The 20251-nt window shown below is 52.8% G+C and carries 19 protein-coding genes; 7 read left to right on the top strand and 12 right to left on the bottom strand.

From position 1 onward, the window contains the following. Positions 1-13 precede the first annotated feature (13 nt). Together ACO0LK_RS18425 and ACO0LK_RS18420 are read left to right on the top strand one after the other, a co-directional pair. Entirely contained in the window at positions 14-391 is a 378-nt protein-coding gene (locus tag ACO0LK_RS18425; protein WP_422977578.1) for a VOC family protein, read from the top strand. Positions 392-400: 9 nt separating this feature from the next. Then, a complete protein-coding gene (locus ACO0LK_RS18420; RefSeq protein WP_422977576.1) occupies positions 401-922 on the top strand; it encodes a GNAT family N-acetyltransferase in 522 nt (173 codons plus the stop codon). A 53-nt stretch (positions 923-975) separates the two neighbouring features. On the opposite strand, the gene ACO0LK_RS18415 is transcribed toward ACO0LK_RS18420, so the two are convergent. Further along, positions 976-1638, bottom strand: a complete 663-nt coding sequence (locus tag ACO0LK_RS18415; RefSeq protein WP_422977574.1) for a hypothetical protein — start codon at positions 1636-1638, stop codon at positions 976-978. 25 nt (positions 1639-1663) lie between these two features. Continuing rightward, positions 1664-2518, bottom strand: coding sequence for an enoyl-CoA hydratase-related protein (locus ACO0LK_RS18410; RefSeq protein WP_422977572.1), 855 nt, complete (start codon positions 2516-2518; stop codon positions 1664-1666). Positions 2519-2612: 94 nt separating this feature from the next. On the opposite strand from ACO0LK_RS18410, the gene ACO0LK_RS18405 reads away from it, so the two are divergent. The 3 genes from ACO0LK_RS18405 (at position 2613) to ACO0LK_RS18395 (ending at position 5222) form a co-directional block, all read left to right on the top strand. Next, entirely contained in the window at positions 2613-3635 is a 1023-nt protein-coding gene (locus ACO0LK_RS18405) for an NAD(P)H-dependent flavin oxidoreductase (RefSeq protein WP_422977570.1), read from the top strand. A 31-nt stretch (positions 3636-3666) separates the two neighbouring features. After that, positions 3667-3969, top strand: a complete 303-nt coding sequence (locus tag ACO0LK_RS18400; RefSeq protein WP_422977569.1) for a DUF1330 domain-containing protein — start codon at positions 3667-3669, stop codon at positions 3967-3969. Positions 3970-4091: 122 nt separating this feature from the next. After that, on the top strand, positions 4092-5222 hold the full coding sequence (locus ACO0LK_RS18395) for a carbonic anhydrase (RefSeq protein ID WP_422977567.1): 1131 nt from the start codon (positions 4092-4094) through the stop codon (positions 5220-5222). Between the two features lie 75 nt (positions 5223-5297). Here the strand turns inward: ACO0LK_RS18395 and ACO0LK_RS18390 are convergent, their stop codons facing one another. From ACO0LK_RS18390 to ACO0LK_RS18380, 3 genes are all read right to left on the bottom strand, one after another. Next, on the bottom strand, positions 5298-5732 hold the full coding sequence (locus tag ACO0LK_RS18390) for a DUF3052 domain-containing protein (RefSeq protein ID WP_422977565.1): 435 nt from the start codon (positions 5730-5732) through the stop codon (positions 5298-5300). Positions 5733-5794: 62 nt separating this feature from the next. Beyond that, positions 5795-8047, bottom strand: a complete 2253-nt coding sequence (locus ACO0LK_RS18385) for a molybdopterin cofactor-binding domain-containing protein (RefSeq protein ID WP_422977563.1) — start codon at positions 8045-8047, stop codon at positions 5795-5797. Between the two features lie 14 nt (positions 8048-8061). Beyond that, positions 8062-8520 (bottom strand): (2Fe-2S)-binding protein, encoded by a 459-nt coding sequence (locus ACO0LK_RS18380; protein ID WP_422977561.1) that lies wholly within the window; start codon positions 8518-8520, stop codon positions 8062-8064. Between the two features lie 242 nt (positions 8521-8762). Between ACO0LK_RS18380 and ACO0LK_RS18375 the strand changes: the two genes are divergently transcribed. Both ACO0LK_RS18375 and ACO0LK_RS18370 read left to right on the top strand, forming a co-directional pair. Then, positions 8763-10166, top strand: coding sequence for an MBOAT family O-acyltransferase (locus ACO0LK_RS18375; protein ID WP_422977559.1), 1404 nt, complete (start codon positions 8763-8765; stop codon positions 10164-10166). 7 nt (positions 10167-10173) lie between these two features. Beyond that, entirely contained in the window at positions 10174-11226 is a 1053-nt protein-coding gene (locus tag ACO0LK_RS18370; protein WP_422977557.1) for a hypothetical protein, read from the top strand. An 18-nt stretch (positions 11227-11244) separates the two neighbouring features. Here the strand turns inward: ACO0LK_RS18370 and ACO0LK_RS18365 are convergent, their stop codons facing one another. The 7 genes from ACO0LK_RS18365 to ACO0LK_RS18335 form a co-directional block, all read right to left on the bottom strand. Then, positions 11245-12492: a phenylacetate--CoA ligase family protein gene (locus ACO0LK_RS18365; protein WP_422977555.1), complete on the bottom strand. Its 1248-nt coding sequence runs from the start codon at positions 12490-12492 to the stop codon at positions 11245-11247. A gap of 193 nt (positions 12493-12685) precedes the next feature. Continuing rightward, positions 12686-13537, bottom strand: a complete 852-nt coding sequence (locus ACO0LK_RS18360; RefSeq protein ID WP_422977553.1) for an ABC transporter ATP-binding protein — start codon at positions 13535-13537, stop codon at positions 12686-12688. 86 nt (positions 13538-13623) lie between these two features. Then, positions 13624-14925: an ABC transporter substrate-binding protein gene (locus ACO0LK_RS18355; protein ID WP_422977551.1), complete on the bottom strand. Its 1302-nt coding sequence runs from the start codon at positions 14923-14925 to the stop codon at positions 13624-13626. 138 nt (positions 14926-15063) lie between these two features. Beyond that, entirely contained in the window at positions 15064-16122 is a 1059-nt protein-coding gene (locus ACO0LK_RS18350) for a branched-chain amino acid ABC transporter permease (RefSeq protein WP_422977549.1), read from the bottom strand. A gap of 48 nt (positions 16123-16170) precedes the next feature. Continuing rightward, a complete protein-coding gene (locus ACO0LK_RS18345; RefSeq protein WP_186949727.1) occupies positions 16171-17067 on the bottom strand; it encodes a branched-chain amino acid ABC transporter permease in 897 nt (298 codons plus the stop codon). A 164-nt stretch (positions 17068-17231) separates the two neighbouring features. Then, entirely contained in the window at positions 17232-18020 is a 789-nt protein-coding gene (locus ACO0LK_RS18340; protein WP_422977547.1) for an ABC transporter ATP-binding protein, read from the bottom strand. Between the two features lie 9 nt (positions 18021-18029). Continuing rightward, entirely contained in the window at positions 18030-19982 is a 1953-nt protein-coding gene (locus tag ACO0LK_RS18335; protein ID WP_422977545.1) for an AMP-dependent synthetase/ligase, read from the bottom strand. Between the last annotated feature and the right edge of the window lie 269 nt (positions 19983-20251).

The raw sequence follows: 20251 nt of genomic DNA, 5'->3' as shown, positions 1-20251 counted from the left end.
CAGGGCTTTCAGCATGTTGCATCATATTTCTCTTGGCGTACGCGACCTCGCGTTGGCTGGCGCATTTTACGATGCCGCTCTTGGTGCGCTGGCCTACCGCCGCGTGTTTGAAGACGACACCGCCATAGGCTATGGTGTGAACGACGATGAAGATATTTTGTGTCTGAAACTCAGGTCGGATGCCAGTCCACCTGGCTCCGGTTTCCACCTGGCTTTTACCGCAACATCACGCGTTGCAGTCGATCAGTTTCATGCTGCTGCGCTGGCTATAGGTGGCAGTGATAACGGCGCCCCGGGTTTGCGGCCGGACTATGGCGACAATTATTACGCCGCATTTCTAATTGATCCTGATGGTCATCACATCGAGGCTGTCACCAAGACTGCTGCATAAAATTTGCCCATGAATACAGATATTCAATTTCGGCCTGCCACGCAAGATGATGCGCTGTGCCTGAGTGTGTTGGCGATGCAGGTTTTTTTAGATACCTATGCGACGACAGGCATACGGCCAGCTATCGCAAAAGAAGTGCTGCATGCATTTTCTGTATCTGCTTTTACAGATTTGCTGGCCCGGGATGGTACCTTCACTCATGTCGCTGAACGTGACGGGAATTTATTGGCTTTTTCTCAAATCGGTCTGGAGACCAGGCAGGAATTGGTCGGTGCCACGCATCCTGCCGAACTCGACAGACTGTATGTGCAAGAACCTTTTACTCACATGGGGTTGGGTAGCCAGCTTTTGCGGGTTGCAGAAGCTACAGCTGTGCAACATGGTGCGGATGTGATGTGGTTGACGCCGTGGGTGCATAACGTCAGAGCTTTGCAGTTTTATGCCAGGTTGGGGTATGTGGATGTTGGTGGTACCAGTTTTTTCATGGAGGGGGAAGCGCATGAAAATCGGGTATTGTGCAAGCGCTTGTAATCATTTTTTGGGGGCGGTGAGAATGATTGGGCTTATGGACTTCGTTTACGAGCTTATTCGAACTTATGGTACTTTGATACACGAATAATCTTCTTGACGTCATTCCACCGGGCTGGCGCTCCAGCATGCTTTGGGCTGGAATCCAGTGGCGTCCGTAGCATGTCGTCAAGTGATTTACTCATTGTTAATTTCAATACCAGCATACGTCGATTGACGATTGCAGGCCAGTGGTTTTGGGGACGGTGAGAATGATTGGGCTTATGGATTTCGTTTTCGAGCTTAATCGAGCTTAGGATACTTTGATATACGAATAATTTTCTTGACGTCATTCCAGCATGCTTTTGGCTGGAATCTAGTGGCGTTTTTGGTAAATTATTGTGTGAGTTAATTTCAGATTGTTGGTGTTTTGAATAATTCGATTTTCGACACCAACATACGTCGATTGACGATTGCTGGCCGGTGGTAGACCGGCGGCTACATCCCTTTTTGCTTCGCCAAAAAGGGATGCCAAAAAGGCGACCCAGGCGTCGCCGCCCCTGCGGGGTTCCCGTTTGTGCAGTACAAAAAATGGGAAGATCCGAAACTCGCCTGCGGCTCAAACATCGGCTCTTCTTTTTCCATTTTCTGTACTGCACAAACGGCGTCGACACATGGGAACTGCAAAAGTCAAAAGCAACCGCAACTTCAAAAGCAACGTCAATACGACCTATAGTCATATTGCCTGCGTTGTATTTGATACACCTACTTCAAACTATACGCAGCCTCAGAAAACGAACTGACTGGTGCCAGGTCCGCATACTCAGTCGGTCTGCCCTGCTGTTTCGCCATAAAGGCTTCCATCAGGTTGCTGTTTTGCCAGATGCCGGATTGTAGCCAGCCCATTTGTTGCAGGGCGTCGTGGGTGCTGTGGTCGCGGGCGTAGTGGATGGCCTGTTTGCTGCCCCAGATAGCGACTGGGGGTTTTTCGGCGATTTCTGTGGCCATTTGCAGGGCGGCTTCCAGCATGGTGTCCTGGGTATCAAATACTTCGTTGAGCAGGCCAACGGCAAGGGCGCGCTGGGCGGGCAGGCGGCGGCCGGTGTAGGCCATTTCGTGGACTATGCCTTCGGGGATCAGCTTGGGCAGGCGTTGCAGGGTGCCGAGGTCGGCGGTCATGCCTATGTTGATTTCCTGTATGCAGAAAAAGGCATCGCTGCTGGCCAGGCGGATGTCGCTGGCACAGATCATGTCCACCCCACCGCCTATGCAGCCACCGTGGATGGCGGTGATGACTGGCATGCGTAGCGATTCGATCAGGTTGAAGACGTGATGCATGTCCTTCAGCGCCAGGACGATATTGGCACGGCCAACGGCACTGGCGTCATCCAGCGTGACACCGCCACCAGCGAATACATCCAGTGCCATGCCGGCAGTGAAATGCTTGCCGGTGGAAGAAATGATGAGCACGCGGGCAGTTGCCTGGTTGTGCAGGTTCTGCAAGATTTCTGTCAGTTCACGAAAAAATACCGGGTGCATGGTATTCAGTGTGGCTGGCCGGTTCAGGCGCAGATGCGCGATTTTATTGCTGATACTGAAGTCAAAACATTGATAAGTCATGGTGTCTCCACAGGATTTTTATTAGCACGGTAAAATCATACTGGATATATGCAAGAAATCTGTTGTCTGTGCTTCAGCTTAGAGGATATCAACTATGACTCAAGATTCACCTGTACTGCATTCAGTATCACAATCTGTCTCAAAATCTGCCTCACGTCTGCCATCCGCTTTGCAACATCTGACCCTGCCCGTCATCGGTTCACCGCTGTTTATTGCCAGCGGCCCCAAACTGGTGGCGGCGCAATGCAAGGCGGGCATAGTCGGTTCTTTCCCGGCGCTGAACGCCAGGCCGGCGGAAATGCTGGATGTGTGGCTGACAGAATTGCAGGCCGATCTGGCGGCCCATCAGGAAGCCCATCCGGATGCGCTGATTGGGCCTATCGCCGTCAATCAGATTGTCCATCAATCGAATGACAGGCTGGCGCATGATGTTGAAGTCTGCGTCAAACATCAAATCCCCATCATCATTTCTTCGCTGCGTGCCCCGCCACCTGAAATGCTGGATGCGATACACAGTTATGGCGGCATCGTCCTGCATGATGTCATTTCGATACGTCATGCGCAAAAAGCGCTGGAAGCCGGGGTCGATGGCCTGATCCTGGTGGCTGCTGGTGCCGGCGGCCATGCGGGTGGCCTGTCACCCTTTGCCCTGGTCGGCGAAGTGCGGCGCTTCTTTGATGGCCCCATCGCCCTGTCCGGTTCGATCGCAACGGGTGATGCGGTGCTGGCGGCGCAGGCAATGGGGGCCGATTTTGCCTATATAGGATCGCGCTGGCTGGCCACGGTTGAATCGAATGTGGATGAAGCCTATCGTCAAGCCATCCTTGATTCAGCAGCGGCAGACATTGTTTATACCAATTTGTTTACCGGCGTGCATGGCAATTACCTCAAGAAATCCATCATTGCTGCGGGACTGGACCCGGATAATTTACCGGTAGCCGACAAGAGTCAGATGAATTTTGGTTCCGGTGGTGGCAGCAAGGCCAAGGCCTGGCGCGATATCTGGGGCGCTGGCCAGGGTGTGGGCCTGATGGATGATGTTCTGACCGTGGCAGAAGTTGTGGCACGTCTGAAATCTGAATACCTGGCAGCAAAAGCCCGCATCCAGACGCTCTAATAATTTCTTAACCACATTTATCAGGATTAATATGAGTAAAGCTTATGTCGTTGCCGAAATTCAGGTGACTAACCCGGAACCCTATGCAGAGTATCGCGTACTGTCTACCGCCAGCGTAGACCAGTACGGCGGCAAGTTTCTGGTACGTGGCGGAACACGTCTGCAAAAAGAAGGCGGGGATGATCAGCATCATGAAGGCTGGCGCACCGTGATTGTCGAATTTCCATCGCTGGGCGAGGCCCAGATCTGGTATGACTCGGTTGAGTATGACAAGGCCAGGGCAATTCGACAGGCCAATTCTATCGGTCGTCTGTTTATCATGGAAGGCGTGTAAGTGGGGGGTAAGTGGAGATAGTGGCAGTCTGAGGGGGTGAAAACCACAAATTGCCAGCAGGAATTCAAGTTTGCAAAGAGACTTGCCGTAACTAAGGTATCTGCCAGTTACTTATTCTAATTATGCGCCGCTATCTTGCTCTGCTTGTTACCATGCTGATGGCTGCGGCCGTTCACGCGAACGACCCGCCGCCATCCAAGCCTATCAAACCGGCATCGGCAAAAGAAGAGGCGTCTGGTTCAGCTTCCGCCTCTGCGTCGGCATCCGCATCTGCCAAGGAAGAACGCAAACCTAGTGCCAAGGAAAGCAAGGAATCTGCCAAAGAAGCCGCTGCCCGTGCCAAGGAAGCCCTGGCGGCTGACGAACTGGCGGCGCGCATTGCTGACCGCCTGAGCGTCATCCGCAAGGAAAAGGATGATTCTGCGTCCCGCACCGCACCCAGAGCCGCTGTACGCTCCCCCTATGCGCCGCCGATACGCAGACCGGAACCAGCAAAACCAAAAATTGACCATGGTACGAATGGTGGCAGCGGCACCAATTCTGCGGCTGCAGCTGGCGGCATGGCTGCCAGCCATGCAGATATACACTGGAGCTACCAGGGCGAAGGCGGCCCACTTAACTGGGGTAAGCTGAACGCTGCCAATGCCAAATGTGATGTGGGTGAAAGACAGTCCCCCATTGATATCCGTGATGGTATCAAGGTCAATCTCGACCCGATTGCCTTTGATTACAAGCCCAGCCGTTTTTCGGTGCTGGATAATGGCCACACCATACAGGTGAATGTGGGAGCAGGTAACTACATCAATGTGCTGGGCCACAATTATGAGCTGGTGCAATTCCATTTTCACAAGCCTTCCGAAGAACGCGTGAATGGCAAGAGCTTTGAAATGGTTGCCCATCTGGTACATAAGGATGCCGATGGCAAACTGGCAGTCGTCGCGGTATTGATAGAACGTGGCAAGGCGCATAGCCTGGTACAACAGGTGTGGAATAATCTGCCGCTGGAAAAGAATGATCCGGTGCAGGCTTTGACTACCATGGACCTGAACGACATCCTGCCAGTCAAGCGTGATTACTTTACCTACATGGGTTCATTGACGACACCGCCTTGCAGCGAAGGTGTACTGTGGCTGGTCATGAAAGAGCCGGTAGAAATCTCACCCGACCAGTTGCTGATATTCAGCCGTCTGTATCCCATGAATGCACGACCCATACAGAAAAATTCCGGACGCCTGATCAAGGAATCGAATTGAGCTGACGTGATGGAAATTTGATGGAATGCGATGGAATACGATGAGAAACGCATAAGGCCTGCAAATTTGCAGGCCTTATGCATTTGGCCATGCGGCCCGCAGTTCTTTACGCACCACGATCTTCAATCCTGACCATATGTCGCTGACGGCGCAGACCTTGATGTCGACGTAACCAAGCGGCAGGGCAACTTCCCTGATGCTGTCTTCGGTAATGTCGGTGGGTACTTTGGATGATTTTTTCGGCCAGGATACCCAGATGGCGGCATCACTGCGCAACTTTGATTTATAGGCATTCAACTCTTTGGTCAACACTGCTTTCTGGTCAGTAAACAGGTGAACGATATTAGTTGTTGCGCTCAATTTTTTCTCAAAGACGACATCGGCTGGCAAGTCTGCCAGCAAGTCCAGATAATTGTCAGGCGCGTGTCTGACGTAGACCTGGCTACCCTTCTGGATACCCAGTTTCTTTGCCAATGGTGTGCCGGAATAACCGCTGGTTATTGAAGTCATCGCAGGATGGAGAAATAAAAAAAGCGGTATCTATAAATTAGATACCGCTTTTCATTGGAGGATTAAGCTGTCTTGAACGGCAATTCACGCCAGCGCTTGCCGCCCGCTCTGGCGATGGCATTGGCAAATGCCGGTGCCAAAGCTGGTAGCCCAGGTTCACCCATACCGGTAGGTGCATCTGCATTTGGCACGATGTGTACAGCGACTTGTGGCATGTCGGTAATGCGTGGCACCACAAAATCACTGAAATTGCTTTGCTCAACCACACCATCCTTGAGTGTGATGGCTGCGCCCGGCAGACACATCGACAAGCCCATCAGGGCGGCACCCTGCACCTGTGCTTCCACGGTTTTGGGATTGACAGCCAGGTTGCAATGCACGCCAGCCGTCACCTTGTGCAGTTTGGGCTGACCATTTTTCATGGATGCTTCCACTACATAGGCGACGATGGAAGAGAAGGATTCATGCACGGCGACCCCATAGGCACGGCCTGCGGGCAGTTTTTTCTTGCCATAGCCGGATTTTTCCACCGCCAGTTGCAAGGCTGCTTTGTGTCGCGGATGCTTGTCACCCATCAGCTTCAGGCGATAGGCCACCGGGTCTTGCTTGGTGGTTGCGGCAATTTCATCGAGCAGGGTTTCCATGACGAAGGCGGTATGGGTAGAGCCCACACTGCGCCACCACAAGACCGGCACGTTGATTTTCGGGTGATGGACAGACAGGCGCATTGGTATTTCATACGGCTCTTTCATACCCTCCACTGCGGTCGCATCAACGCCATTTTTGACCATCATGCCTTCGAATGGTGTGCCGCTGACGATGGACTGGCCGACGATGACATGATCCCAGCCCAGGATATTGCCCTGCGCATCAAAACCGATATCTGCCCTGTGTACATGCATGGGACGATAGTAACCACCCTTGACGTCGTCTTCCCGGCTCCACAAGGTACGCACTGGTGCATCCAGGCCAACTGCTACCGCTGCCTTGGCAACGACACAGGCTTCCACCACATAATCGCTGGTAGGAATGGCACGACGACCAAAGCCGCCACCCGCCATCTGGGTATGGACGGCGATATTTTCAGGTTTCAGACCAAGTGCGGCTGATGCGGCGAAACCGTCGAGGCCAGGCATTTGCGTGCCCATCCACAATTCTGCCTTGTCCCCTTTAATGGCTACCGTGCAGTTCAATGGTTCCATCGGCGTATGCGCCAGGTAAGGGAAACTGAATTCTGCATTCAGTTTGTGTGGCGCCGTTGCGATTTTTGATACATCGTCGTTATATTTCAATGCGCCTTGCTGTTTGGCCATTTCTTTATAACTGGCCAGCTGTTTCACGCTATCGACTTTTTCAACGCTAGCCAGATCCCATTCCAGCTTCAGGGCATCACGCCCTTGCTTGGCTGGCCAATAGCCGGTGGCAATAATGGCAACACCTTCACCACCGCGATCAACCGGCACGCGTATCACGGCCTTGACGCCCTTGATGGCTTTGGCTGCCGTGTCATCCAAAGACTTGAGTTTGGCACCAAATACCGGTGGCCGGGCAACCACGGCCGTCAGCATGCCGGGCAGGTGGGTATCAATACCAAAATCCTGGGTACCGGTCGATTTGGCTTTGGCATCCAGGCGACCTGTGGGTTTGCCTATCAGGCGAAAGCTTTTTGGATCTTTCAGGACGACTTTTTCTGGTACCGGCAATTTCATGGCCGCTTCAGCCAGGTCACCATAGCCCAGTTTTTTGCCACCAGGCCCAATGACGAAGCCGTTTTCTGTACGCAGAGATGCCGCATCAACATTCCATTGCGTGGCTGCTGCCTGTACCAGCATGGCACGGGTGCGTGCGCCCAGCTCACGGTACTGGGTGTAGGAATGGGCGATGGAATTCGAGCCACCCGTCAAATGCATGCCAAATGCCGGATCGACATAGGCAGGGTGATTATTGCCATTGGCGTATTTGACTTTCGACCAGTCGGCATCCAGTTCTTCTGCCAGTATCAGGGGCAGCGAAGTTTGCACACCCTGACCAAATTCCAGGCGATTGATGGTGACGGTGACTGTGCCATCTTTGGCAATCTGTACGAAAGCGCCTGGCTGTTCTGTCGGTTTCAAACCCGCGGGGGCCTTGGCTGCACTGTCCTGGCCTATCGCCAGCATGGGGTAGCAACCAAGGGCAAAGCCGCTGGCGGTCGCCATCTTCAGGAAACTGCGGCGACTGAGGCTACTTGCCTCAGGTTTGTCTTCTGCCGACGCCTGTTGCATCAGGGATTGCAAATGCTTTGGCATCTCAGCCAAACGGGAATCAAAATGCATGGTGTTCTCCTGATTTAAGCCAAGGTGGATGCGGCATCATGAATTGCAGCGCGTATCCGCACATAGGTACCGCAGCGACAGATATTGCCTGCCATGGCGTTGTCTATGTCGCTGTCGCTGGGCTTCTTGTTGGTTTTTAGCAAGGCGGTCGCGCTCATGATCTGACCACTTTGACAGTAGCCGCACTGCGCCACGTCGTGTTTGACCCAGGCCGCCTGTACGGCTTTGCCGACCTTGTCCTGGCTCATTGCTTCTATGGTGGTGATTTTTTGGCCGGAAACAGCAGATATGGGGGTAACGCAGGAACGTATGGCCTGGCCGTTCAAATGCACGGTACAGGCACCACAAAGGGCTGCGCCACAGCCGAACTTGGTGCCAGTCAGACCAAGGGAATCGCGCAGGGCCCATAATACAGGGGTGGAAGGGTCAGCATCGAGCTGATGATCTTTGCTGTTGATGTTCAACGAAGTCATTGTGCAGGTCTCCATCAGGTAGGGGGTAATCAGGGATGTAGGAAACAAGGCCTGATCATGCTTGTTTACCTAACTACTATAGAATAAATTTGCATATTGCGTGCGGGCAGCTGTCAGTTGCGTAAATTTTATGCAGTTTTCACCTACGCCGTGTGACTGCCGCTAAAGTATTCGTCAGTACTTGCGCAGCAGTAATTTATACTGTCCAGCTTCTGGATAAACCATGATCGCTCTGGCCGCTGATGCTGTTTAACTCATTTACCTTCCTGTTGTTTTTTATTCCGGTATATGGCCTGTTCTGGCTATTGCCCGGATGGGCAGCCAGGAAGAGCATGTTGCTGGTGGCAAGTTATGTGTTTTATGCCGCATGGAACCCGCCGTATGTCATCCTGCTGATGTTGTCCACGCTGGTGGACTGGCTGCTGGCAAACCGCATTGCGGCATCGGCCTCGCTGGTGCGTCGTCGGCTGTTCTTGCTGATCAGCCTGGTCTGCAACCTGGGTATGCTCAGTTATTTTAAGTACGGCAATTTTTTGCTGGATACCTATGCCGATCTGTGTGCCGCCCTGGGCTGGCAATTTGTGCATGCCGACCATTCCATCATCCTGCCCATAGGGATATCGTTTTATACCTTTGCTTCATTGTCGTATACCGTCGATGTGTATCGCGGAGTGCTGACTTCGCGCTATAGCCTCAAGGACTATGCCCTGTTCGTCAGTTTTTTCCCGCATCTGGTGGCTGGCCCCATCGTCAAGGCAAACATCCTCATGCCGCAACTGGAAAAGCCGGTAATGCCAGACCAGCATCAGGCCGGTTGGGGCTTTTGCCTGTTCTTGCTGGGTCTGTTCTGCAAGCTGGTGCTGGCGGACACCCTGTTTGCACCGCTGGTGAATGAAGTCTATGCGCACCCTGAACAATATGGCGTGCTGGAAACCTGGTGTGCCATCTTCAGTTTTTCAGGGCAGATTTATTTCGATTTCTGCGGCTATTCGCTGTGCGCCATCGGCCTGGCGAAAAGCATGGGGTTTTATTTCCCCGAAAATTTCAATTATCCCTACACCGCTACCAGTTTTTCCGATTTCTGGCGGCGCTGGCATATTTCCCTGTCCAGCTGGTTGCGGGATTATCTGTATATTCCACTCGGCGGCAACCGCCATGGCTGGGGCCGGACTTATCTGGCCCTGTTCGCCACCATGCTGATCGGTGGCCTGTGGCATGGTGCCTCCTGGATGTTTGTGCTGTGGGGTGCCCTGCATGGCAGTTTCCTCATCATCGAACGTGCCTGCACAGGCCGTGCGATTGCTGCTTACCTTACCCCGTCCGTGCGCCGGGGCCTGGTCTTTGTGCTGGTGACACTGGCATGGATACCTTTCCGGGCAGGTTCGCTGGGGCAAGCACAAGCCATAGGTGCAGGTTTGCTGGGGCAGCACCATGCCGGTGAATACCTGGACTGGTCACATGCCCTGGCACTGGCCGTGATGGCAATGGTGGTGGTTGGCGTCACTTATTTGCGGGATATGAGCCTGGATAAACTATTTGCAAGGTTGGCTATGCCCTTGCAGATTACCGTGCTGTGTCTATGCCTGCTGTCCCTGTTTGTGTTTTCCGGGACAGGGCAAAACGCCTTTCTCTATTTTCAATTCTAGCGATCTCATGCCTGCCTATCCCTGGAAGCGTATTTTTGCATTCATCCTGCTGCTGACACTGGCGGCTATCATCGCCATGGAACTAAGTCTGCGCAGCCTGGGTTACCTGCCCACCGCACTGGATTCCAAAGAACGCTGGAGCCATGAACGTGCGCGTGCCAGTCAATTGGGGCCACAGGCACTGACCCTGATAGGGACATCCCGTTTTCAACTTGGCATGGACCTGGATACCTTGCGCCAGGGAACAGGCCTGGAAGCTATACAACTGGCCATCGATGGCAGCTCGTTTGTGCCGGTATTGAAAAACCTGGCCGATGACCCGCGTGTCACCGGCACCATACTAATCGATTACACCTCCGGTGCGCTGGCCAATGCGCGGCAGGGCAGTTTTGGTTCGGCCAGCGTATTTGTCGATGAATATGAAAAACAGCAGTTGCGCTCCCAGAATTTTTCGGCAGATACGCTGGAGAAAAAACTGACGACTGCCATCCATGAAAACCTGAGCATCTTTTCTGATGGCAGCAATCCCTGGTTTGCCTTGCGTTACCGTATTCTGCCGTGGAAGCGTTCTTCCCAATACATCACCACCCGGCCCGACCGTTCCCGACTCGCTGATTACAGCCGTTTGCCGTGGCCCGATGTGTATTATTCGCGCGTCGCCAAACAGCTGGGTATGGAATGGAATCCGCGTGCAGGGAAGGGCAGGGCAGAGACGCGCTTCCGTGACAAAATCAAATCCATGCCCATCGCCAGCGAGGAAGAGTTTCAGTATGGCGGCCAGTTGATACGCGGCTATATCGACACCATACAAAAGCGCGGTGGCAAGGTCCTGTTTGTCAAGATGCCGACCACCGGTCTGGTGAAGGAGGCAGATGACCAGTTGTATCCTGAAGACCGTTTCCTGGAAGTCTTCTTTGCCAACAGCCACCTGCCCATCCTGTATGACAAGAACCATCCGGCCATCAAGGATTTCAAATGCCCCGATGGTTCACATCTTGATCAGAAGGACAGGGCCAGTTTCAGCGCCATCGTTGCCAAATTTGTAGCTGGCAAGGGCTGAGTTTTACATTTCTGAACTTTACTCGTATTTGCGGGCGTCGTCGATCACCTTGCCATCATTCGGCAAGCTGGCTTCCGCAACAAATAAGGCATCCGCGCGCAACTTGGTGATGTCGCGCAGGCTGTCGATAATCGCCGCCTTCAATGCAGGGCTGTGGTCGCGGCTTTCGCAGTGCAGGGTCATGACGTCATTGGCCATTTCGCCCGTGACTACCAAGCGCGCCTTGCTGATTTCCGGATGTCGTTTGACCACCTCTGCCACTTGCGAAGGGTGCACGAACATGCCCTTGACCTTTGTCGTCTGGTCTGCACGCCCCAGCCAGCCCCTGATTCGCTGATTGCTGCGACCACAGGGTGAAATGCCCGGCAAGATTGCCGACATGTCGCCAGTGCCAAAGCGTATCAGCGGGTAATCCGGGTTGAATGAAGTAATGACGATTTCACCGACTTCGCCTTCGGCCACCGGATCACCAGTACCTGGTCGCACGATTTCCAGTATCAGGTCTTCATCCAGTATCATGCCCGGATTGACCTGGCCTCCGGTCATGCTTTCGTAGGCGATATTGCCGATGTCTGCGGTGGCATAGATTTGCAGTACCTGCGCTACACCATGGTCTTGCAGCCATTTGCGCAGCGAAGGCGGCAAGGCTTCAGCACCGACGATGGCACGCTGTACGCTGGAAATATCTGCACCCATGTCCAGGGCTTTTTCGATAATGATTTTCAGGAAGCTGGGTGTTCCGATATACGCATCGGGGCGCAGTTCTGCCATTGCCTGTACCTGCATTTCAGTCTGGCCTATGCCAGCGGGAATGACAGTGCAACCCAGACGGGCAGCGGCGCTTTCCACCATGAAAGCTGCTGGTGTGAAATGGTAAGAAAAACAGTTTTGCAGCACATGGCCGCTGCGCAAGCCCACCGCATGCAAGGGGCGGGCAAAGCGCCACCAGTCAGGGCCGCGTCCTTCCGGATCAAATATCGGGCCAGGCGACATGAAGATACGCCCCAGTTGTCGTGACGGCGTCGTGTTCAGCCCGCCGAAGGGCAATGCCTTTCTCTGTAAATCCTTGAGATCTGATTTGCGCGTAACCGGCAATTGCGCCAGACTGCTGCGGCTGTGGATATCGGCGGCATCAATACCAGCCAGTATGCTTGCCCACCCGCCAGCCGTTTGCGCATGCGCAATCAGTTGCGGCAACCTGTTCATCAGTGCTTGTTCCCGGCTTTGCGGATTACGGGTTTCCAGTGCGTCCAGATAATCACTCATGAGCGTGCTCTATAGTGGTTGATTTGTCTTGTTTTGCTTTGTTCTTAAGCTGTTTATGATCTGTAGCGAGCGGGCGTCAGCGGGGTCAGGGTAAGCAAGCGCAGCGCAAAAAGCGGAATGTACTCTAAGTACATGAGCATTTTGAGCAGCGCATGAGTCCCGCGTCGAATCCGATTGTGCCCGCGCAGTAAGATCATGCCAGCCAGCGCTTGCGCCTGCGATAAAACTTCATGTCCTTGAAACTCTTGCGACCGGCACCCGATACCCCAAGATAAAATTCCTTGACGTCTTCATTTGTACTGAGGTCTTTGGCGTCGCCTTCCATAACGACACGGCCGTTTTCCAGGATGTAGCCAAAATCGGCATAGCGCAGTGCGATATTGGTGTTTTGTTCGGCCAGCAGGAAAGATACGTTTTCCTGGCTGTTCAGGCTCTTGACGATTTCAAAAATCTCTTCCACCAGTTGCGGGGCAATACCCATAGAAGGTTCATCCAGCAAAATCATCGAGGGTTTGGCCATCAGTGCGCGACCGATGGCACACATCTGTTGCTCACCGCCGGAAGTGTAGCCAGCCTGGGAATTACGACGTTCGCGCAGGCGTGGAAAATAGTGATACACCTTGTCCAGCGCTTCTTTCAGTTCGGCGCGTGACAGACTGCGGGTGTAGGCCCCGGTAAGCAGATTTTCTTCCACCGTCAGATGGCCAAAGCAGTGACGTCCTTCCATGACCTGCGACAGGCCACGTTTCACCAGTTCATTGGGTGTCAGGTGATCGACGCGCTGCCCGCGAAAGCTGATATCGCCCTTGGTGATGTCGCCGCGCTCATTTTTTAACAGGGTCGATATGGCTTTCAGGGTAGTCGATTTACCCGCCCCATTGGCACCCAGCAGGGCCACGATCTTGCCTTGTGGTACCTGTAAGGAAATACCCTTCAACACCAGAATCACATGATCGTAAATGACTTCAATATTATTGACGCTGAGATAGGCCACATCGGCTATCGCCGCATCTGCCCTGGCACTCTGAATACTCTGGATACTCATGATCTGAATTGGCTATGAGGTTGGTATGATCAAACGGATGTTGTCAAAATGGTGGAGGCAAAAGGCGGCCTCCACCAGTTCTTTGCTTATTTCAAACAGGCAGGCGTGATTTTTTTCTCTGCCGCATATTTGTTGGACGACTCTTCCAGCATGGCCCGTGTCAAGGCCTTGTCACCGGTAACCCAGTTGGGTGTGATGGCTTTCCATTTGTCGCCTGTCCATTGCTGTACTTTGACGGCGCCGGAACCTTCATGGTCTTCGCAAGAAGTTTTGACCGGTGGGAACATGCTCATGGCACCCAAAGCTTTTTGACGGGCTTCATCCACGTTCAGGTTTTCAAAACCCCAGCGTATCTGCTCAGATGTCATGAGCTTGCCCTTGCCGAATTTCTCCTGCGCTTTCAGGATGGCTTCTGTCCACAGGATAGCGGCCGTCACACCACGCATGTGATACACAGTACCGATGCGGGATTTGTCACCCAGATTGCCTTTGCCGGCGGCATATACCTTGCTGCGGATTTCATCCAGTACCGGATAATTGCCTGGTGTATTGAAAGTCATCGCGGTATAGCCTTTTGCAGCATCACCAGCCGGGATAGCATCTTCTTCTGAACCTGCCCACCAGACACCCAGCATTTTTTCGCGTGAATAGCCATTGCGCTGCGCTGTTTTGATCGCCACTGCATTCATGACCCCCCAGCCCCACAGGATCACATAATCAGGATTGGCCTGACGGATTTGCAGCCATTGTGATTGTTGTTCATTGCCTGGATGGGCGACCGGGATCTTGATCAGTTCAAAACCATATTGCTTGGCCTGGGCTTCCAGTACCGGGATAGGCTCCTTGCCGAAAGCCGAATCATGGTACAGATGCACAATCTTCTTGCCCTTGAGTTTATCCATGCCACCGGATTTGTCACCCAGGTATTTGGTCATGGCTGCTGCCTGATTCCAGTAACTGGTAATCAGTGGGAAGACATACGGGAATACCTTGCCGTTGGCAGCATCAGAACGGCCATAGCCCAGCGTGGTCAATGGAATCTTGTCTTCCGCAACGCGATCAAGTATGCCATAGGCGATACCCGTAGACAGCGGTTCTACCAGTGACGCACCGCCCTGGCTTTTTTTCAGACGTTCATAGCACTCGATACCGCGTGATGCATTGTATTCAGTTTCACATTCTTCCCATGAAATCTTGACGCCATTCAAGCCGCCTTTGGCATTCACCAGATTGAAATAATCGATGGCCCCACCGTAAAAACCGGAGCCACCAGCCGCATACGGGCCGACACGATAAGACAGGATGGGAATGAATTGATCATTCGCCTGGGCTGCGCTGACTGCACCGAATATTGCCGATGCCAGTAGCAGGGATTGAAGCAGTTTCATGGTGTCTCCTTGTGGTTGGATGGGTATTGCCTGACGCTTGTCTACCCTTACTTGGATGCCGCGCCTTTTTTAATGAACTCTGTTTTTACTGTTCTTTACTGTTTTTTTCTGCTTATCTATGTCGTATGCTGCTCATCATTAATGCGGGAAAGGCCAGAGTCGCAATTTCTCTTTGGTGATTTGCCACAGCCTTGCCAGACCATGCGGTTCAACGATCAGGAAGAAAATGATTAGGGCACCAAACACCATCAACTCCAGATTTGATGCCACATTGGTCGGTAACGACAGGCCATGGGCCAGCAGGTTTAATACGATGGGCAGCAGGATAATGAAGGCCGACCCAAGGAAGGAACCAAGAATGGAACCGACACCACCGATGATGATCATGAACAGGATGCGGAAAGACAGATCCAGGTTATACGCTTCCGGCTCTACCGTGCCCAGGTAGGCATAGGCATACAGGGCGCCGGCAATACCACAATAGAATGAGGACACGGCAAAGGCTAGCAACTTGGTACGCATCAGGCGAAAGCCTATCACCTCTGCCGCCACATCCATGTCCCGTACTGCCATCCATGAGCGGCCAACGTTGGATCGCACCATGTTTTTCGCCAGCAGGGCCAGTACAGAAACGACTGTCAGCGTCAGCAGGTATTTTTTGACCGGGGTATTGAAGCTCATGCCCATGATCACCATTTCTTGCGCGGTAATGACACCGGAAGAACTGTAGTTGGTGAACCACTGTATCTTGGTCAGGCACCAGACTACAAAGAACTGGGTCGCCAGGGTCGCCGCTGCCAGATAAAAACCGCGTATGCGCAGTGATGGCAAACCAAAGGCAATGCCCACCATGGCAGCCGACAGGCCGCCCAGCACAAAGGCCAGCAGCACCGGGATGCCCGGTATCCTGAGTACGAAATTATATGAAGCAAAAGCGCCCACCGCCATGAAGGCAGCAGAACCCAGCGACAACTGTCCCGCATAGCCCGTCAGGATATTCAGTCCCAGTGCCGCCAGCGAAAAAATCAGAAAAGGAATGAAGATGGCAGAAAAAGCATAATCGGATGCCAGCCAGGGCACGCCGAAAAATGCCGCCGCCAGGATAATCACAATGGCGATGCGGTCCTGTCTTATCGGGAAGATCTGATTATCCGCCTGATAACTTGTTTTAAACTGACCTGCTTCACGGTAGAACATGCTTGACCTCTGATCTTGAAATGCGTTTTGGTATTGGCCGCTATTTTTTTAAATCCTGCGTATTATTTTTTCGCCAAACAAGCCTTCTGGCCGTACCAGCAAAAACAGCAGCGCCAGTACATACGGGAACCAGCCCTCTATGCCGCCACCTACCAGTGGACCGATGTATACTTCCGCCAGTTTTTCTGATGCGCCGATGATCAGGCCACCGACAATCGCTCCCGGTACCGATGTAAATCCACCCAGTATCAAGACCGGCAAAGCTTTCAGCGCTACAAAGGTCAGCGCAAACTGCACGCCATTACGGGCACCCCACAGCAAGCCGGCTACCAGTGCCACAAAACCAGCCACCGCCCAGACTATGCCCCAGATTTGTTGCAGGGGAATGCCGACTGCCAGTGCCGCCTGATGGTCATCCGCCACGGCGCGCAGGGCCCGGCCTATCTTGGTTTTGGAAAACAGCAGGGCCAGGCCGGTTACCAGCATGGCGCAGATCAGGGCAGCGATGACATCAAATTGTGATACCAGGATATTGAATTTCTCCATCAGGAATTCGATGGGTACGTCTTCAATCGGCAAGGTCAGTTTGTGCGGTTGCGAACCCCACAACAATTGCGCCAGGCCCTCGATAAAAAAGGTCAGGCCTATGGTAGCCATGAACAGAGTAATTTCAGGCTGATTGACCAAGGGCCGCAAGACGATGCGTTCTATCGCCAGGCCCAGTGCCACCATCACCAGCATGGTCAGCGGTATCGCCAGCCACAGTGGCAGTTCAAATTTTTCGGTCAGGCCAACACAGGTCAGGGCCGCAAAAAACACCATGGCCCCCTGGGCAAAATTGAATACGCCAGACGCCTTGTAGATCAACACAAAACCCAGCGCAACCAGTGCATACATCACACCGGACAACAGGCCGCCAATAAACACTTCAAAGAAAAAACTGATATTCATTTCTAGCTTTCAGCTTACGTTAAGCAAACATGAATTTTTAACCAAGACCCATCACCACAGAGGCACAGAGACACAGAGTACAAACATGAGAAAATCTTTAGTCTTTCTTCTGCCTTTCTCTGTGCCTCTGTGGTTAATGCTCTTAAGTTTTTCCATATTTAATGCGCCACACCCAGATAGGCATTGATCACTTCCTGATTCGCCAGCACTTCGGCAGGGGTGCCATCGCCGATTTTTTTGCCGTAATCAAGCACCACCACACGGTCAGAAATGTCCATCACCACGCCCATGTCATGTTCTATCAGCACAATGGTGGTGCCGAGCTGATCATTGACGTCCAGGATAAAGCGGCTCATGTCCTGTTTTTCTTCCACGTTCATGCCGGCCATGGGTTCATCCAGCAATAAAATTTCCGGCTCGGCTGCCAGCGCCCGTCCCAGTTCCACCCGTTTTTGCAAACCGTAGGAAAGGCGGCCTACCGGTATCTTGCGTATGTGCTGTATTTCCAGGAAGTCGATGATTTCCTCGACCTTCTGGCGGTGGGCAATTTCTTCCTTGCGCGCCGGTCCCAGGTACAAAGCCTGCATGAGGAAATTGCATTTCATCTTCAGGTTGCGCCCGGTCATGATGTTGTCGAGCACACTCATGCCTTTGAACAGCGCGATGTTCTGGAAGGTACGGGCGATACCACTCTTGGCTGCCGCATAAGTATTCATGTCCTTGCGATGCTTGCCGCGATAGGTGATGTCACCCTGCTGTGGCCGGTAGACGCCATTGATGACGTTCAGCATCGAGCTTTTGCCAGCACCATTGGGGCCGATGATGGCGCGTATTTCATGTTCCTTCACATTGAAGGAGATATTGGTCAATGCCTTGACGCCGCCAAAAGACAGCGAGATGCCTTGCATGTCCAGAATCACGTCGCCGATTTTCCTGTTATCTGCCATTGCTTTTCCTTACGCCGCCAGCTTTTGGGCAGAAAATGTTTTGACATCGCTGATATGCAAATCGGCACTCACCTTGCCCTGGCGGCCATCTTCAAATTTGACCAGGGTTTCTATGAACTGTGAACGCTTCCCGGAATACAGGGCATCAATCAGCACGGCATATTTTTGTGAAATGAAACTACGCCTGACTTTGCGGGTACGCGTCAATTCATCATCATCCGGGTCGAGTTCCTTGTGCAGTACCAGGAAACGGTGGATTTGTGTACCGGCCATCAAGTCTTCGCTGGCCAGGTCGGCATTCACTTTTTCCACGCAAGACATGATCAACTGATAGGTCTCGGCCTTGGCCGCCAGGTCGGTATAGCCCGAATAGGCGATGCCGCGTCGTTCTGACCAGTTGCCAACGGCTTCCATATCAATGTTGATGAAAGCGCATACCATGTCACGCTCATTGCCAAAGGCGACAGCTTCCTTGATGAAGGGAAAAAACTTGAGTTTGTTTTCGATATAGTTGGGGGCGAAGATGTCACCCTGAAGAAGCTTGCCGACATCGGCTGCGCGATCTATGATTTTCAGGTGACCGTCCTGGTCAAAAATGCCGGCATCACCGGTATGAAAATAACCTTCTGCATCCATCACTTCTGCGGTGGCATCTGGTCGTTTGTAATAGCCGCTCAGCATGGCGTCTGACTTCACCAGTACTTCTCCATTTGCGGCCAGCTTGACTTCGACACCGGGGGCTGCCGAACCGACGCTGTCAAACTTGATTTTTCCATCGGGTTGCAGACAGACATAGGCGCAGGTTTCGGTGGAGCCATACAGCTGTTTTAAATTGACGCCGATAGAACGGTAGAAACGAAACAGATCAGGGCCGATGGCGGCACCAGCAGTATAGGCAACCCTGACGCGGGATAAACCCAATACATTTTTAAGTGGCCCGTACACCAATAATTTGCCCAGGCCATAACGGATTTTATCGATGAGAGCGACCGGTTTTTTATCCAGGATATCAGCACCGACACGACGTGCCACTTCCATGAAGTGGGCAAACAGATGACGCTTGATGGTGCCGGCATCTTCCATGCGTATCATGACCGTGGTCAGCATGTTTTCAAACACGCGCGGTGGCGCAAAATAATACGTGGGACCGACTTCGCGCAAATCTGTCAATACGGTTTCGCTGGATTCCGGGCAGTTCACAGTGAAACCTGCAGCCATGGCCTGTGCGAATGAAAACAGGTGATCACCAACCCATGCCATAGGCAGGTAGGAAAGAATATCTTCGTTTTCCGTCAACTGGTCAAACTGCATGCCGCCAACGGCAGCGGTCATGAAAGAACGGTGCGACTGGCATACACCTTTCGGTTTGCCGGTGGTGCCTGATGTATACAGCATGACGGCGGTGTCATCGGGTTGCCCCATTTCCACTTGCTGCATGAAGAAATCAGGATGTGCCTGATCATAAGCGCGTCCCAGCTCTTGCAGCGCGGCATAGGAAGTCAATTCAGGCTGATGATAGTGGCGCATGCCACGGTCATCATCAAAGGCAATGTGCTGTATGCCTGCATAATGCTGTTTGATTTCCAGCAGCTTGTCGACCTGTTCCTGGTCTTCGACTACGGCGAAGACAATTTCTGCATTTTCCAGCACATAGGCCATGTCAGCAGCGGGGGCATCCTGATACAGCGGTACCGGTATGCCGCCCAGGCATTGGGCGGCTGCCATGGCCCAGTACAGGCGTGGGCGATTGTCACCGATGATGGCCAGGTTCATGCCACGTTTGAAACCCTGCGCAGCCAGGCCACAGGCAAGCGCGCGTACTTCGGCATTCACCTGTTGCCAGCTCCAGGTCTGCCAGATACCCAGATCCTTTTCGCGGAAAGCCGGATGGGCTGGCCGTGTTTTCCCGTGCTGTAACAACAGTCGCGGGAAGGTTGAATTTGCTGCTTCTTTTTGAATCATGTCTCCACCACTAGCCTTCATTCATATTTGGGGCTTACATAAAACGGAACCGTTTTGTGCAAGTCCTATTTGCTTGATTTTTATGGGCTTGTTGTCCTGTGAGTTTCCTCACCTCCCCTTACGACATACTTACGCATCCGCTTTACGCATCAACGATAGTTTGTCTGGAGAAATTATTACGGAGCGCCTGTTGTGGCGAGATTGAATGATTTGGACGTGAACCTTCCCACAGTGTTAGCTGTAGGAGGAAAACCTCGCTTACAATGACT

Origin of the sequence: Undibacterium sp. Ji49W, assembly GCF_049340205.1 — a bacterium.
Lineage (GTDB): Bacteria > Pseudomonadota > Gammaproteobacteria > Burkholderiales > Burkholderiaceae_D > Undibacterium.
This window is presented reverse-complemented; position numbering and strand designations above follow the sequence as displayed.